This is a genomic window from Pseudomonas sp. BS3782 TE3695, from assembly GCF_050435305.1.
Classification (GTDB): Bacteria; Pseudomonadota; Gammaproteobacteria; order Pseudomonadales; family Pseudomonadaceae; genus Aquipseudomonas.
In genome coordinates this window covers 1,165,657-1,180,356 of sequence record NZ_JBNDKB010000001.1, presented here as the reverse complement: position 1 = coordinate 1,180,356, position 14,700 = coordinate 1,165,657, and the positions used below count along the sequence as shown (strand labels likewise).

At 60.8% G+C, this 14,700-nt stretch carries 13 protein-coding genes; 3 read left to right on the top strand and 10 right to left on the bottom strand.

What is annotated here, in order from left to right:
- The 4 genes from ABH909_RS05285 to ABH909_RS05270 form a co-directional block, all read right to left on the bottom strand.
- The gene (locus tag ABH909_RS05285; RefSeq protein ID WP_429431032.1) at positions 1–1,725 is read right to left on the bottom strand and encodes a putative 2-aminoethylphosphonate ABC transporter permease subunit; all 1,725 of its coding nucleotides are present in this window, start codon (positions 1,723–1,725) and stop codon (positions 1–3) included.
- Positions 1,725–2,801 (bottom strand): putative 2-aminoethylphosphonate ABC transporter ATP-binding protein, encoded by a 1,077-nt coding sequence (locus ABH909_RS05280; RefSeq protein ID WP_429431030.1) that lies wholly within the window; start codon positions 2,799–2,801, stop codon positions 1,725–1,727. The genes ABH909_RS05285 and ABH909_RS05280 overlap by 1 nt, the downstream gene beginning before the upstream one ends.
- Before the next feature lie 229 nt (positions 2,802–3,030).
- Positions 3,031–3,894 (bottom strand): LysR family transcriptional regulator, encoded by an 864-nt coding sequence (locus tag ABH909_RS05275; protein WP_429431028.1) that lies wholly within the window; start codon positions 3,892–3,894, stop codon positions 3,031–3,033.
- A gap of 16 nt (positions 3,895–3,910) precedes the next feature.
- Positions 3,911–6,172, bottom strand: a complete 2,262-nt coding sequence (locus ABH909_RS05270) for a heavy metal translocating P-type ATPase (protein ID WP_429431026.1) — start codon at positions 6,170–6,172, stop codon at positions 3,911–3,913.
- 84 nt (positions 6,173–6,256) lie between these two features.
- On the opposite strand from ABH909_RS05270, the gene cadR reads away from it, so the two are divergent.
- Positions 6,257–6,706: a Cd(II)/Pb(II)-responsive transcriptional regulator gene (gene cadR / locus ABH909_RS05265; RefSeq protein ID WP_007897786.1), complete on the top strand. Its 450-nt coding sequence runs from the start codon at positions 6,257–6,259 to the stop codon at positions 6,704–6,706.
- A 125-nt stretch (positions 6,707–6,831) separates the two neighbouring features.
- Here the strand turns inward: cadR and ABH909_RS05260 are convergent, their stop codons facing one another.
- The 3 genes from ABH909_RS05260 to ABH909_RS05250 all read right to left on the bottom strand — a co-directional run bounded on the left by ABH909_RS05260 (position 6,832) and on the right by ABH909_RS05250 (position 9,539).
- Positions 6,832–7,803 carry a thymidylate synthase gene (locus ABH909_RS05260; RefSeq protein ID WP_008007347.1) on the bottom strand — a complete coding sequence of 324 codons (972 nt, stop codon included), beginning with the start codon at positions 7,801–7,803 and terminating at the stop codon, positions 6,832–6,834.
- Between the two features lie 64 nt (positions 7,804–7,867).
- The gene (gene lgt, locus ABH909_RS05255; RefSeq protein WP_429431024.1) at positions 7,868–8,674 is read right to left on the bottom strand and encodes a prolipoprotein diacylglyceryl transferase; all 807 of its coding nucleotides are present in this window, start codon (positions 8,672–8,674) and stop codon (positions 7,868–7,870) included.
- A gap of 82 nt (positions 8,675–8,756) precedes the next feature.
- A complete protein-coding gene (locus ABH909_RS05250; protein WP_429431022.1) occupies positions 8,757–9,539 on the bottom strand; it encodes a sulfite exporter TauE/SafE family protein in 783 nt (260 codons plus the stop codon).
- 134 nt (positions 9,540–9,673) lie between these two features.
- Between ABH909_RS05250 and ABH909_RS05245 the strand changes: the two genes are divergently transcribed.
- The gene (locus ABH909_RS05245) at positions 9,674–10,420 is read left to right on the top strand and encodes an NRDE family protein (protein WP_429431020.1); all 747 of its coding nucleotides are present in this window, start codon (positions 9,674–9,676) and stop codon (positions 10,418–10,420) included.
- A gap of 160 nt (positions 10,421–10,580) precedes the next feature.
- Here ABH909_RS05245 and ptsP read toward each other — a convergent pair whose 3' ends face one another.
- Positions 10,581–12,860: a phosphoenolpyruvate--protein phosphotransferase gene (gene ptsP, locus ABH909_RS05240; RefSeq protein WP_429431019.1), complete on the bottom strand. Its 2,280-nt coding sequence runs from the start codon at positions 12,858–12,860 to the stop codon at positions 10,581–10,583.
- Between the two features lie 22 nt (positions 12,861–12,882).
- The gene (locus tag ABH909_RS05235; protein WP_007897732.1) at positions 12,883–13,362 is read right to left on the bottom strand and encodes an RNA pyrophosphohydrolase; all 480 of its coding nucleotides are present in this window, start codon (positions 13,360–13,362) and stop codon (positions 12,883–12,885) included.
- Positions 13,363–13,505: 143 nt separating this feature from the next.
- On the opposite strand from ABH909_RS05235, the gene ABH909_RS05230 reads away from it, so the two are divergent.
- A complete protein-coding gene (locus ABH909_RS05230) occupies positions 13,506–14,162 on the top strand; it encodes an HAD family hydrolase (protein ID WP_429431017.1) in 657 nt (218 codons plus the stop codon).
- Positions 14,163–14,246: 84 nt separating this feature from the next.
- Here the strand turns inward: ABH909_RS05230 and ABH909_RS05225 are convergent, their stop codons facing one another.
- Positions 14,247–14,672 (bottom strand): DUF2269 domain-containing protein, encoded by a 426-nt coding sequence (locus ABH909_RS05225; protein WP_429431015.1) that lies wholly within the window; start codon positions 14,670–14,672, stop codon positions 14,247–14,249.
- Between the last annotated feature and the right edge of the window lie 28 nt (positions 14,673–14,700).

The window sequence follows — 14,700 nt, the reverse complement described above, 5'->3', positions numbered from 1 at the left end:
TCAATGACTGGGCGCGGTCTGCCGCCAGGCCTGGGAGCGGCGCAACAAACCGTGCGAAGCCCAGGCCAGCAGCAGGGACACGCCCGCCGAGGTGAACAGAATCAGGGTCGACATCGCCGCCGCGCCGCCGACGTTGCCGGCGTCGTCCATGTTCAGCACCGCCACCGCCGCGAGGATGGTGTCGGGGCTGTAGAGGAAGATTGCCGCCGAGACGGTGGTCATGGCCGAGACGAACAGGTAACGCACGATGTCCAGCAATGCCGGCAGGCAGATCGGCACGGTGACCCGCAGGTAGTGCCGGTACAGCGGTGCTTTGAGCGACAGCGCGGCGGCTTCGAACTCGGCATCGAGTTGACGCAGCGCGGTGGTCGCGGTCATTTGTGCGGTGGTCAAATAGTGAGCAATGGTGCAAACCACCAGCAGGGTCATGGTCCCGTAGAGCACATGCAACGGGTTGCCGCTGAGGTTGAAGAAGAAGACGTAACCTAACCCCAGCACCAGACCTGGCACCGCCATCGGTACGAAACTGAGCATGCGCAGGGTCAGATTCAGTCCGCGCTGGCCACGGGTTTTTTCCATCAGATAAGCACCGGTGAAGATCAGCACACTGCCGATCAACGCCGTACACAACGCCATCTTCACGCTGTTGCCGTAGGCCAGCCAGCCGCCGCCCGCCGTGTCGTTGAACTGATAATGGTTGAGCGACAGCGACAGGTTGTATGGCCAGAACTTCACCAGCGATGAGTACACCGCCATGCCGAACACCAGCAGCAACACTGCGCAGATCAGCAGCACGATGGCCAGGTAGCAACCGTCCCGTAGTTTCGACGGAGCCGGTTGAAACACTTGCGCCCGACCGCTCATGGAATCGCCATGGCACCGACGCAGCCAGGCATCGACGCCGAAGCTGAACAGCGCCGGCAGCAGCAAAACCATGCCAATCAACGCGCCGCGACCGAATTGCTGCTGGCCGACCACGGCTTTGTAGGCTTCCAGCGCCAGCACTTGATAGTCACCCCCGACCACCACGGGCACGCCGAAGTCGGTGATGGTCAGGGTGAAGACGAGGCAGAACGCCGCGAACACCGCCTGACGGGTCGCCGGCCAGGTGATGCTACGGAAAGCTTTCGCCGGACTGGCGCCCATGCTGGAAGCCGCATCGAACAATCGCGCATCCGCCAGGGACAGCGCCGACAGCAAAATCATCAAGGCGTGTGGGAAGGTGTAGATGACCTCGCCCAGAACAATGCCCCAGAAGCCGTAGATATTGTCCGAAAGCAAACCGCGCAGCATGCCCTGATTGCCGAACAGATAAACCAGCGCAATCCCCGGCAGCATCGACGGCGCCATCAGCGGCAACAACGACATACCGCGCCAGATGCCTTTACCGGGAATCAACGTACGTTGCAGCGCGTAGGCAAACAGATAAGCCAGCGGTACGACAATGGCCGCGACGCTGACAGACACTTTCAGGCTGTTGCCCAGTAGCCAGTGGAAATTGGCGCTGCTCAGCAGTTCGCGAGCGGCGATCAGTCCACCGCCCTGCCCGGCTTCAGAGCTGAAACCGCGCCAGAAGATCGCCAGCAATGGCATCAACACCGCAACGCCGAGCAACACCAGCAGCAGAACCTTGCCGCCAACCACGAACAGCCGATCGCCGATTTCGGCACGGGAGGCCTGCCGAACCTGCTTGTGCGGTATCGGCAGCGCGACGTTCACGCTCATCAGGCAAACACCTGCAGGCTGCGCGGCGGCAAGGCGACCATGATCTGCTGCGCGCCAAGACGCGGCATGGCTTCCGGCGCCAGTTCCGCCAGCAGTGCATGGCCCGGCAGTTGATCGAGTTCGAAGCTCATGCGACAGCGGTTGCCGAGAAAAGTGATTTCGCGAACCTTGGCCGGGAACAGGTTTTCTTCATGCACGGGCGGGTTGACGTTGATCGCTTCGGGACGGCAGAACAGACGGCCCGATGGGGTTTTGGCACTGCCCTCCGCCAGGCGCATGCTCATTCCGCCGACCTGCGCATGGCTGTCGCTGCTGCGGCTGAACGGCAGCCAGTTGCCCTGACCGACGAACTCCGCCACAAACGGCGTCGCCGGGCGGTCGTAGATTTCCTGCGGCGTGGCGTACTGCTCGACCTTGCCGTTGTTCATCACGGCGATGCGGTCGGCCATCAGCATGGCTTCATCCTGATTGTGGGTGACCATCAGGGTGGTGACGCCGAGGTTGCGCTGCAATTGGCGCAGTTCGGTGCACAGGTGCTCGCGGACCCGGGCGTCAAGCGCCGACATCGGTTCGTCCAGCAGCAACAATGAAGGGGCCGGCGCCAAGGCTCGCGCCAGGGCGACTCGCTGCTGCTGACCGCCGGACAATTGGCCGGGGTATTTTTTTTCACTACCGGTCAGGCCGACCAGCTCCAGCATCTGACCGACACGCTGGCGCACTTCATCGCGACCATTGCCCGCGAGGCCGTAGGCAATGTTCGCTTCGACGCTGAGATTGGGGAACAGGGCGTAGGACTGGAAGAGAATGCCGTAGTCCCGAGCCTGAGGTGCCAGGTGGGAAACGTCGCGATCGCCGAGGTACAACTCGCCGCTGTCCTGCTTCTCGAGGCCGGCGATGCAGCGCAACAAGGTGGTTTTGCCACAGCCCGACGGACCGAGCAGACACACCAGCTCACCCGCCTCGACGTCGAGGGAAACGTTATCCAACGCGGTGAAGGCGCCGAAGCGTTTCTGCACGCTACGCACTTTCATCGGCGCACCGGGGTTGGTCAGGGCAGTTGCAGTCGAGTGGTTCATGGACAGGCCTCATCAAGCAGATGAGGGCCATCCTAGGTTTGCAATGCGTCCGTCATGTGGCAATGAGGCAAAAACGGCCGATAGTGGTATTCGGGGATTTGGGTTGGGGGTTCAGGTTCTGTGTTGTTTGATCTGGCGCCTTCGCGAGCAAGCCCGCTCCCACAGGGGAACGCATTCCATTGTGGGAGCGGGCTTGCTCGCGAAGAGGCCGGCACAGTCACCGCAGGACTTAAGCCGGGGCCATTTCCTGCGCCAACCCCAGAAACGCCGCCGGCAGCCGCGCCCCTTTTCGCTCCTTGAGGCAGTAGAGGTACTCGGGAATCTGCGGCGCATTTTCGAGGGTCAGCACCCGCAATTGCGGATCGTGCGGCACTTCCTGGCGGGCAATGATGCTGATGCCGATGTTGCGCAATACCGCCTCGCGGATCGACTCGCGGCTGCCAATCTCCAGCAACGGCCCGAAACTCACCCCGGCGCCGGCCAGCAACTCTTCGGTCAAGCGCCGAGTCGTCGAGCCCGATTCGCGCATCAACAAAGTATGCCCCGCCAGCGCACTGAGCGGCACATGATCATGCCCCGCCAGCGGATGATTGCGATGCACCGCCAGCACCAGCGGATCACTGCCGAGCACCCGGCGGATCAACCGCGCATCGTCCAGCAACTGCGAGGACGCCGCGACATCGACCCGATAATCCTCCAGCGCTTCGAGCACCTGTTGGGAGTTGCCGATTTCCACCGACACCTCCACTTGCGGCAAGCGCTCGCGAAAGGTCTTCACCAGATCAAGGATGTAATACGGCGCCGTGGCAGCGATGCGCAACGTACCCTGGACCTGACCGCTGTTACGCAGGAAGAACTCGATGTCGGCTTCCTGCTGCAACAGCGCCTTGACCATCGGCAACAACCGCGCGCCTTCATCACTAACACTGAGACGACGGCCGCCACGGTAGAACAGTTCAACCGAATACTGGCTTTCCAGATGCCGAATCTGGGTCGTCACCGTCGGTTGGCTCAGGCCGAGCTTTTTCGCCGCCAGGGTAATGCTGCCCAACCGGGCAACCATGTAAAACGCCTTCAGCTCGGCACTCAGCACAGCCTTCCCTCATCGTCTATTTGCGCAACAGGCGCAAACCGTTGAACACCACCAACAGGCTCACGCCCATGTCGGCGAACACCGCCATCCACATGGTGGCGATCCCGGCGAAGGTTACCCCAAGAAAGATCGCTTTGATGACCAATGCGAGGGCAATGTTCTGTTTGAGGATATTCGAAGTCTGTCGCGACAGGCGGATGAAAGCCGGAATTTTGCGCAGATCGTCGTCCATCAGGGCGACATCAGCGGTTTCGATGGCGGTATCGGTACCGGCCGCCGCCATGGCGAAACCGATCTCGGCCCGCGCCAGTGCCGGGGCGTCGTTGATGCCGTCGCCGACCATCCCGACCCGATGGCCTTGGGCATACAGCGCTTCGATGGCTTGCAACTTATCGGTCGGCAACAGATCGCCCTGCGCCTGATCGATGCCCACGTGGGCGGCGATGGCCTGGGCGGTGTGAACGTTGTCGCCGGTCAGCATCAGGGTTTTGATGCCCAACTCATGCAACTGCTCGATCGCTTCGCGACTGGACGCTTTCACGGTGTCTGCCACGGCAAACAGCGCCAACGGACCGGATTTATCGAGCAGCAGCACCACGGATTTGCCCTGTTTCTCCAGAGCAAACAGCTGCTCTTCCAGCGCTGGCGAACACAAACCCAAATCTTCCACCAGGCGGTGATTGCCCAAGTGGTAGAGCTCACCGTTGATCTCGCCGCGCACGCCACGACCCGCCAGTGCTGCGAAGTTATCCACAGTCAGTGGCACCGGATGCTTATCCACAGCCGCATTGGCGATGGCCAGCGACACCGGATGATCCGAGCGAGTGGCGAGTGCCGCGGCAATGGCTGGCGCCGTTTCAGCAACGGTTGGGTCGAGGGACAAATAGTCGGTCTGCACCGGTTTGCCGTGCGTGAGGGTGCCGGTCTTGTCGAGGGCCAGGTAATCGAGTTTGTGGCCGTGCTCCAGATAGACGCCGCCCTTGACCAGAATCCCTTTGCGCGCCGCAGCCGCGAGACCGCTGACGATGGTCACCGGGGTGGAAATCACCAAGGCACACGGGCAGGCGACCACCAGCAGCACCAGCGCCCGGTAGATCCAGTCGAACCACAGCGCATCCATGAACAGCGGCGGGATCACCGCCACGGCCAGGGCCAGGATGAACACCGCCGGGGTGTAGATTTTCGAGAAGCTGTCGACGAAACGCTGGGTCGGAGCGCGCGCGCCCTGAGCCTGTTCCACGGCGTGAATAATCCGCGCCAGGGTCGAATTGTTCGCCGCAGCGGTTACCGTGTATTCCAGCGAACCGGACTGGTTGATGGTGCCGGCGAACACTTTGTCGCCGATGGCTTTCTCCACCGGCAGGCTTTCACCGGTGATCGGCGCCTGATTGATGGTCGAGTTGCCGGACAGCACTTCGCCGTCCAGACCAATCCGCTCGCCGGGACGCACCCGCACCCGCGCACCCAGTTCGATGTCTTTTACCGGTTGCGCGACCCAATTGCCGTCGGCCTGCTGCACCGTGGCTTGCTCGGGGGCCATCTGCATCAGCCCGCCGATGGCGTTGCGTGCACGGTCCAGCGACCTGGCTTCGATCAACTCGGCCACGGTGAACAGGAACATCACCATCGCCGCTTCCGGCCATTGACCGATCAGGATCGCGCCGGTCACAGCGATGCTCATCAGTGCATTGATGTTCAGGTTGAGGTTTTTCAGGGCAATCCAGCCCTTTTTGTAAGTGCTAAGGCCGCCACTGAGGATCGAAACCAGCGCAATCACCGCCACCACCCAGTTCGGTGCCGCACTGGTGAAGTGCATAAGTTCGGCGGCCAGCGCCGCGACACCGGACAACGCCAGTGGCCACCAGGGCTTTTTCCCAGGCGCAGGGCTCGATACCGGCGCTTCGACGCCCTGCTCCATCGGTTCGGCGTGCATGCCGAGGGACTTGATCGCGTCGATGATTGGCAGAGTGTTTGGCAGGTCATGGGTCACGCCCAATACCCGATTGATCAGGTTGAACTCCAGTTGCTGCACACCCGACAGCTTCCCGAGTTTGTTCTGGATCAGCGTCTGCTCGGTCGGACAATCCATGGCCTCGATGCGAAAGCTGCTCAGCCGCGCACCGGCGGTCGGCGTTTCGCTCAACTTGATCAACGACGGCGCTGCTGCTTTGGAGGAACAGCAGGAATCCCCGTGGCCGCCATGGTCATGCTTGGACACAGGCTGTAGCTTGTGGCTGTGATCGTGCCCGGGTTTGTGGGTGTGAAGAGAATCGCTCATTGGTCGCGTCCATGAAGGTGCCTGTTGCCAAGTAAAGACCCTGTAGCCACTATAGGGTCAAGCACCCTTTTGGAGATTGTCGCGATGAAAATCGGAGAACTGGCAAAACTCACCGACTGCGCTGTGGAAACCATCCGTTACTATGAGCGCGAAAACCTGCTGCCGGAGCCGGCCCGCAGCGACGGCAATTACCGCGTCTACACCCAGGCCCACGCCGAGCGCCTGACCTTCATCCGCAACTGCCGCACCCTCGACATGACCCTCGAGGAGATCCGCAGCCTGCTGGCCCTGCGCGACAGCCCGCAGGATCAATGCGAAAACGTCAACGCGTTGATCGACGAACACATCCATCATGTAAAGGCTCGAATCGACGGCTTACTGGCCTTGCAGACACAACTGCTCGACCTGCGCCAACGCTGCAGCGAAGGGCCGGATATCGATCAGTGCGGGATTTTGCAGCGGCTGGAGGTGAGCGGCGGGGTTGTGGCGACGGAGGTTGAGCATTCCCATGTTGGGAGAAGTCACGGCCACTAAGAACACCACAGATCCCCTGTGGGAGCGGGCTTGCTCGCGAAGGCGGTCATTCATTCAACATTGATGTCGACTGATCCACCGCCTTCGCGAGCAAGCCCGCTCCCACATTGGTTCGGTGTCGAGGCTTATACCGCCATCGGCGCGGTCATCGGTGCGTGGTGTTCATAGCCTTCCAGCGAGAAATCACTCGGCTCGATCAACTCCAGCCACTCCGGCTGATACACGCCGGTCTTGGCGAATTCCGGCACGCGGTCGGATATCTTTAGCTTCGGCATGGCGAACGGCTCGCGCTTGAGCTGTTCGTTGAGCATGTCCAGGTGATTTTCGTAGACGTGGGCGTCGCCGATGAAATAGGTGAACCAGCGCGGTGTGTAACCGGTCAGGCGACCGATCAGGCTCAGCAGTGCGGCGCCTTCGGTGAGGTTGAACGGCGTGCCCAGGCCCAGGTCGTTGGAGCGGATGTAGAGGGTCAGGGAGATTTCCCTGGTCTCGACATTCGGGTGGAACTGGTACAGCAAGTGACACGGCGGCAGGGCCATTTCGTCGAGCTGCGCAACGTTCCAGCCGTGGAACAGAATGCGACGGCTGCCCGGATCCTTGATGATGGTGTCGACGCACTGGCGGATCTGGTCGATCGCCTTGTACAGCACCACGTAAGCCTGACCGTCTTCTTCGCCTTCGGCGATCTGACGATAACCCTGGCTCAGCGTCTGCTCGATGGCGGCTTGGTTGCTGACCGGGATCTGCTTGTACGCCGGCCATTTGCGCCATTGCACGCCGTAGATTTCGCCGAGGTCGTCTTCACCCTGACGGAACGGGTTAGCCAGCCATTGGGCGTTTTCGTTGGCGTTCTGGTCCCAGACCTTGCAGCCCAGCGCACGGAATTCGGCGGCGTTGTTCACCCCGCGTAGAAAACCGCACATCTCGCCGATGGCGGATTTGAAGGCCATCTTGCGAGTGGTGATCGCCGGGAAACCTTCCTGCAGATCGAAGCGCAGCATCGCGCCCGGAAAGCTGATGGTGTTCACGCCGGTGCGGTTGGCCTGTTTGGTGCCGTTCTTGATGACGTGGGCGACCAGTTCGAGATATTGCTTCATGAATTACCTGTGTCCTTGAACCCGGGACCGTCGCCCCGGGGTTCGAATTTATAGCGCCTGCTTTTTATACAGCAGCTGCGGGGGCCGCCGGGGCGCGTCGATAAGCCAACCAGATCAGGAACAACCCGCCGACGATCATCGGTATGCACAGCACTTGGCCCATGGTCAGCCAGTTCCAGGCCAAATAACCCAGTTGCGCGTCGGGTACGCGAACGAATTCGACGATGAAACGGAAGATGCCATAGAACAGCGCGAACATCCCGGACACCGCCATGGTCGGCCGCGGCTTGCGCGAGAACAGCCAGAGGATCGCGAACAGCGCCACGCCTTCCAGCGCGAACTGGTACAGCTGCGACGGGTGACGGGCCAGTTGCGCCGGATCGGTCGGGAAGACCATCGCCCACGGCACGTCGGTCGCCTTGCCCCACAACTCGGCGTTGATGAAGTTGCCAATGCGCCCGGCACCCAAGCCGATCGGCACCATCGGCGCGACGAAGTCCATCAACTGGAAGAACGACTTGTCGTTCTTTTTACCGAACCACAGCGCCGCCAGCATCACACCGATAAACCCGCCATGGAACGACATACCGCCCTTCCACACTTCGAAGATCAGGGTCGGGTTGGCCAGATAGGCGTTCAGATCGTAAAACAGCACATAACCCAAGCGGCCACCGACAATGACGCCCATCGACATCCAGAACACCATGTCGGAGAGTTTCTCCTTGGTCCAGGTCGGGTCGAAGCGGTTCAGCCGGCGTGATGCCAGCCACCACGCGCCGCCGATGCCGATCAGGTACATCAGGCCGTACCAGTGGATTTTCAGCGGACCGATGGCCAGGGCCACCGGGTCGATCTGCGGGTAAGGCAGCATTGCGACTCCTCGTTAGAGTTGAAACCTTCAAATTCCCGGGCGACGCTGTCACGCCAGGATTAAGCCAGGATTGCGCTGTGCGTCAGAGCAAGAAGCTCAAACCGACGCAAAACAGCAAAGCGGCAAACAGTCTTTTCAGCAAGCGCGGCGACAGCTTGTGGGCCAGTCGTGCACCGAGGCGGGCGAATACCATGCTGGTCAGGGCGATCCCCAGCAATGCCGGCAAATAAACAAAACCGAGACTATGGGCCGGCAGCAGTGGATCGTGCCACCCCAAAATCATGAAACTTAAGGCACTGGCCAAGGCGATTGGCAGGCCACAGGCCGACGAAGTGGCCACCGCCTGCTGCATCGGCACGCTGCGCCAGGTCAGGAACGGCACGGTCAACGAGCCGCCGCCGATCCCGAAAATCGCCGAAGCCCAGCCAATGACGCTGCCAGCCACGGTCAGACCGACTTTGCCCGGCACCGTTCGGCTGGCCTTGGGTTTGAAGTCCAATGCGAGTTGAACGGCGATGATCAGCGCAAATACCCCAATGATCTTCTGTAAATTCGGCCCGGAGATCGCTTCGGCAGTCAGCGCGCCGAAACCGGCACCGATCAGAATGCCGAGGGTCATCCAGGCAAAAATCAGCCAACGCACAGCGCCGCGGCGATGGTGCTCGCGAACCGCATTGATCGACGTAAAGATGATCGTCGCCAGGGAGGTGCCGACTGCCAGATGCGTCAGGATCGACGCATCAAATCCCTGCAAGGTGAAACTGAACACCAGCACCGGGACAATGATGATCCCGCCGCCTACCCCGAACAGCCCGGCCAGCACGCCCGCACAGGCGCCCAGCGCCAGATAGAGCAAAAATTCCATGGCCACATCCCCAAGCATCCCGAATCAGGAGCGGCATGGTAACGGATGCATGGCCTCTGGCTCCACTGCGGATGGCGATGGATCGATGAGCGATGTCTGCGTAGAGTGAGCAAAAAACACACTAGGACCACCTTATGTGCCTGATTGTTTTTGCCTGGCGGCCAGGTCATGCCCAGCCGTTGATCGTGGCGGCCAACCGCGACGAATTCTATGCCCGGCCCAGCCTGCCTCTGGCGCAATGGTCAGACGCCCCGCACGTGTACGCCGGTCGCGACCTCGAGGCTGGAGGCACGTGGCTCGGTGTCGGCGCCAACGGGCGCTTCGCCGCGCTGACCAACATCCGTGATCCCCTTCAACCGCCGGCGCGCAAGTCGCGAGGTGAACTGGTGGCGCAATTTCTCAGTGGAGACATGTCGATTACCGACTACTTAAAGGACGTTGTCGAACGTTCGCCTGAATATGCGGGGTTTAATCTGTTGGTCGGCAACGCCAGTGAGCTGTGGCACCTCAATGCACGTGAGAAAGAGGCAATCATGCTCAAACCTGGGGTTTATGGGTTATCGAACGCGGGGCTGGATACGCCGTGGCCGAAAGTGCTCAAGGCCAAGGCAGCATTGAGCGAAGTGTTGGATGATCCGCAGCCGCAGGCGTTATTGGCCTTGCTCAGCGACCCGCAGACGGCGCCGCTTGCCGAACTGCCGGACACAGGCGTGGGGCAGGCCACCGAGACGTTGTTGTCGAGCGTGTTTATCAAGAGCCCGACTTACGGGACACGGGCGAGTACGGCGTTGATTGTTCAGGCGGATGGGAGGAGGCATATGGTCGAAACGAGTTTCGGGCCGTATGGGGGGCATTTGGGGGAGGTAGAGATCAGGATTTGAAGCTCGGGCGATTAATTGTGGCGAGGGAGCTTGCTCCCGCTGGAGTGCGAAGCGCTCCCGATCCGGCCAATGCGTTCTTTCAGAAAGATCGCATCGGCCGGATTACGACTGCTTCGCAGCCGAACGGGAGCAAGCTCCCTCGCCACAGGCCATCAGCGTTTTAGAGGGTCTTGACCGAAGCCGGATTGATCATCCGCGCCAACCCAAGGTTCTTCAGCGCCAGTTGCAGCGAGCTGTGGATAACTTGCGGGTTGTCGATGGTCATCAGCTCAGCCAGTAACTCCTTGGCCTTGCTCAGGTTGATCTGACGCAGCATCCACTTCACTTTCGGCAAGTTGGTGGCGTTCATCGACAGGCTGTCGAAGCCCATCGCCATCAACAGCACCGCCGCCGCCGGGTCACCAGCCATTTCGCCGCAGATACTCACGGGCTTGCCTTCGGCGTGGGCATCGCGCACCACGTTCTGCAAAGCCTGCAACACTGCCGGATGCAGGTAGTCGTAGAGATCGGCCACCCGCGGGTTGTTGCGGTCCACGGCCAGCAGGTACTGGGTCAGGTCGTTGGAGCCGACCGACAGGAAGTCGACTTGTCGCGCCAGTTCCTTGGTCTGATACACCGCCGCCGGGATCTCGATCATCACGCCAATCGGCGGCATCGGCACATCGGTGCCTTCATCGCGAACTTCGCCCCAGGCCCGATGGATCAGGTGCAGGGCTTCTTCCAGTTCATGGATGCCGGAAATCATCGGCAGCAGAATGCGCAGGTTGTTCAGGCCTTCGCTGGCCTTGAGCATGGCACGGGTCTGCACCAGGAAAATTTCCGGGTGGTCGAGGGTCACACGAATGCCGCGCCAGCCGAGGAACGGGTTGTCTTCCTTGATCGGGAAGTACGACAGCGCCTTGTCACCGCCGATGTCCAGGCTGCGCATGGTCACCGGTTGTGGATGGAACGCGGCGAGTTGCTCGCGATAAATCGCCAGTTGCTCTTTTTCGCTCGGGAAGCGCTGGTTGATCATGAACGGCACTTCGGTGCGATACAAACCCACACCCTCGGCACCGCGCTTTTGCGCCCGGGCCACGTCCGCCAGCAGGCCGGTATTGACCCACAGCGGCATGCGGTAACCGTCGAGCGTTACGCACGGCAGGTCCCGTAATGCATCCAGCCCAAGGGCCAGTTGTTTCTCTTCCTCGACCACCTCGGCGAACTGCTTGCGCAGCACGTCACTGGGGTTGGTATAGACCTCGCCGTGGTAGCCGTCGACAATCATCTGGATGCCGTCGACCTTGGAATACGGCAAGTCGACCAGGCCCATCACCGTCGGAATACCCATGGCGCGCGCCAGGATTGCCACGTGAGAGTTGCCGGAACCGAGTACCGACACCAGACCCACCAGCTTGCCTTCCGGCACCTCGCCGAGCATCGCCGGCGTCAGTTCTTCGCTGACCAGAATGGTGTTGTCGGGGTAGACCAGGGTCTGCTGCCGCTCTTCCTGCAGATAAGCCAGCAAGCGCCGACCGAGGTCTTTGACGTCCGAGGCGCGCTCACGCAGGTAAGCGTCGTCCATCAATTCGAATCGGTTGACGTGTTCGGTGACCACCTGACGCAACGCGCCCTGAGCCCACTGACCGGTCTTGATCACCGTGGTGATTTCGCTGCCGAGCGAGGCATCGTCGAGCATCATCAGGTAAACGTCGAACAGCGCCCGCTCTTCAGGCCGCAGTTGGGTCGCCAGCTTGGCGGACAAGGCACGCATGTCGGCGCGTACGCCTTCGATGGCGGTCTTGAACAGACCAAGTTCGGCGTTGATGTCGGTGATGGTCTTGTCCGGCACCACATCGAGATCGGCCGGCGGCAGCATGACAACCGCGGTTCCGACCGCCGCGCCCGGCGAACCCGGTACCCCGACGAACTTTGCTTCCTGGATACCTTTGCCCTGCCGACCAAGGCCACGGATCGAACCGGTGGCCTCGGCGTGGGCGATAACGCCGGCAAGCTGCGCGCTCATGGTCACAAGGAAGGCTTCTTCACCCTCATCGAACTGGCGGCGTTCTTTTTGCTGAATGACCAACACGCCGACGACGCGACGGTGGTGAATGATCGGCGCCCCGAGGAACGAGGCGTAGCGTTCTTCACCGGTCTCGGCGAAGTAACGGTAGCGCGGGTGATCCGCGGCGTTTTCGAGGTTCAGGGGTTCTTCACGCGTGCCGACCAGGCCGACCAGACCTTCGTTGGGCGCCATGCTGACTTTGCCGATCGAGCGCTTGTTCAAGCCCTCGGTGGCCATCAACACGAAGCGGTTGGTCTCGGGGTCAAGCAGGTAGACCGAGCAGACCTGGCTGCCCATGGCCTCTTTGACGCGCAACACAATAATCCCCAACGCCGCCTTGAGATCCTTGGCGGAGTTAACTTCCTGGACGATCTTGCGCAGCGTATTGAGCATGGCTCGGGGTCGAACTCCGTCGTCAGTCGCGCGCTAAAAGGCGCGGGGCAAGCTCTTTGAGAGCGCGGCGATAAACCTCGCGCTTGAATGTCACCACCTGGCCCAACGGATACCAATAACTGACCCAGCGCCAGCCATCGAATTCCGGTTTACCGGTCAAATCCATCCGCACCCGCTGCTCGTTGGAGATCAGGCGCAGGAGAAACCATTTCTGCTTCTGGCCAATGCACAGCGGTTGGCTGTGCGTCCTGACCAGACGTTGCGGCAAACGATAACGCAACCAGCCCCGGGTGCAGGCGAGTATTTCAACATCTTCGCGCTCCAGGCCCACTTCTTCGTTCAACTCGCGGTACAAGGCGTCTTCCGGCGTCTCCTGGGGATTGATTCCTCCCTGTGGAAACTGCCAGGCATCTTGATTGATACGGCGAGCCCATAGCACCTGGCCGGCATCATTCGTCAGAATGATCCCGACATTGGGGCGGAAACCATCGGGGTCGATCACGGCAACAACCTCGCAAACGCATATCGCCGCATTGTTCCACAAAGGTTGTGAAAGCAGCAACGAGCCGACCTACCTTATGTGCACTCTTGTGAAAAGTCCGTATTCTGGACACCTTTCTACAGACTTTTCAGCGAGTAACTGCAATGCGGCTGGCTTTATTCGACTTGGACAACACGCTTCTGGGCGGTGACAGCGACCACGCCTGGGGCGATTATCTGTGCGAACGCGGTTTCCTCGACGCCGTCGCCTACAAGGCACGCAACGACGAGTTCTATCAGGATTACCTGGCCGGCAAGCTGGATAACGACGCGTACCTGAACTTCTGCCTGGAAGTGCTCGGCCGCACCGAGATGACCACGCTGGATCAATGGCACCTGGAGTATATGCGCGACTGCATCGAACCGATCGTGCTGCCCAAGGCTATTGAACTGCTGGCCAAACACCGTGAGGCCGGCGACAAACTGGTGATCATCACCGCCACCAACCGCTTTGTGACCGGGCCGATTGCAGTACGTCTGGGCGTTGAAACCCTGATCGCCACTGAATGCGAAATGATCGACGGCCGTTACACCGGACGCAGCACCGATGTCCCGTGCTTTCGCGAAGGCAAGGTGACGCGGTTGAATCGTTGGCTGGACGAAACCGGCCACAATCTGGAAAACAGCTATTTCTATAGTGACTCGATGAATGACTTGTCGCTGCTGGAACAGGTGGCGAATCCGATCGCTGTCGATCCGGATCCCAATTTGCGGGCCGAGGCCCAGAAGCGGGGTTGGCCGGTGATTTCGTTGCGCGGTTGAAGATCAAAAGATCGCAGCCTTCGGCAGCTCCTACAGGTGTTCACATTCCATGTAGGAGCTGCCGAAGGCTGCGATCTTTTCGCTTCACACCGGCTTGGCCCCCATCAACCCGGCAATTGCCACAAAACACACAAAACCCAGCAACGCCAAACCCAAGCTGAACCGCCCCACTCCGCCCGGCGCTTTGCGCAAGCGATTCAAACGCACCAGCAACCAGAACCATGCCAGCGCCGCCACGCTGTACAGCACGCTCGAGGCCAGCAGCCAGGCCTGCCCCAGCGGCCAGCCGACCAGATGAACCATCCACCAGCCAGTGAACGGCATGCTCAGCAGCGCCAGGCCCATCAGCAGCCAGACGAACACCCGCGGACGCTGCAAGGTGCGGCTGGCTGCCGTGGCATCACCTTTGTGCCGGGCCAGCAATACCCAGGTGCCCAGACCCAGCGCACCGGCCAGCAACACCACTGTCGCCACCACATGCGCCACTTTCAGGGCAGTTAACGTTTCCATTGTTCGATTTCCTTATGGCCTGCCGATC

Excerpts from the sequence above, each read along its gene's own strand:
- ABH909_RS05225 (WP_429431015.1), bottom strand. The coding sequence starts at position 14,672 with ATGGAAACGTTAACTGCCCTGAAAGTGGCGCATGTGGTGGCGACAGTG.
- lgt (WP_429431024.1), bottom strand. The coding sequence starts at position 8,674 with ATGCTGCCTTACCCGCAGATCGACCCGGTGGCCCTGGCCATCGGTCCG.
- ABH909_RS05270 (WP_429431026.1), bottom strand. The coding sequence starts at position 6,172 with ATGAGCGATTCTCTTCACACCCACAAACCCGGGCACGATCACAGCCAC.
- cadR (WP_007897786.1), top strand. The coding sequence starts at position 6,257 with ATGAAAATCGGAGAACTGGCAAAACTCACCGACTGCGCTGTGGAAACC.
- ABH909_RS05260 (WP_008007347.1), bottom strand. The coding sequence starts at position 7,803 with ATGAAGCAATATCTCGAACTGGTCGCCCACGTCATCAAGAACGGCACC.
- ptsP (WP_429431019.1), bottom strand. The coding sequence starts at position 12,860 with ATGCTCAATACGCTGCGCAAGATCGTCCAGGAAGTTAACTCCGCCAAG.
- ABH909_RS05230 (WP_429431017.1), top strand. The coding sequence starts at position 13,506 with ATGCGGCTGGCTTTATTCGACTTGGACAACACGCTTCTGGGCGGTGAC.
- ABH909_RS05245 (WP_429431020.1), top strand. The coding sequence starts at position 9,674 with ATGTGCCTGATTGTTTTTGCCTGGCGGCCAGGTCATGCCCAGCCGTTG.
- ABH909_RS05250 (WP_429431022.1), bottom strand. The coding sequence starts at position 9,539 with ATGGAATTTTTGCTCTATCTGGCGCTGGGCGCCTGTGCGGGCGTGCTG.
- ABH909_RS05280 (WP_429431030.1), bottom strand. The coding sequence starts at position 2,801 with ATGAACCACTCGACTGCAACTGCCCTGACCAACCCCGGTGCGCCGATG.
- ABH909_RS05285 (WP_429431032.1), bottom strand. The coding sequence starts at position 1,725 with ATGAGCGTGAACGTCGCGCTGCCGATACCGCACAAGCAGGTTCGGCAG.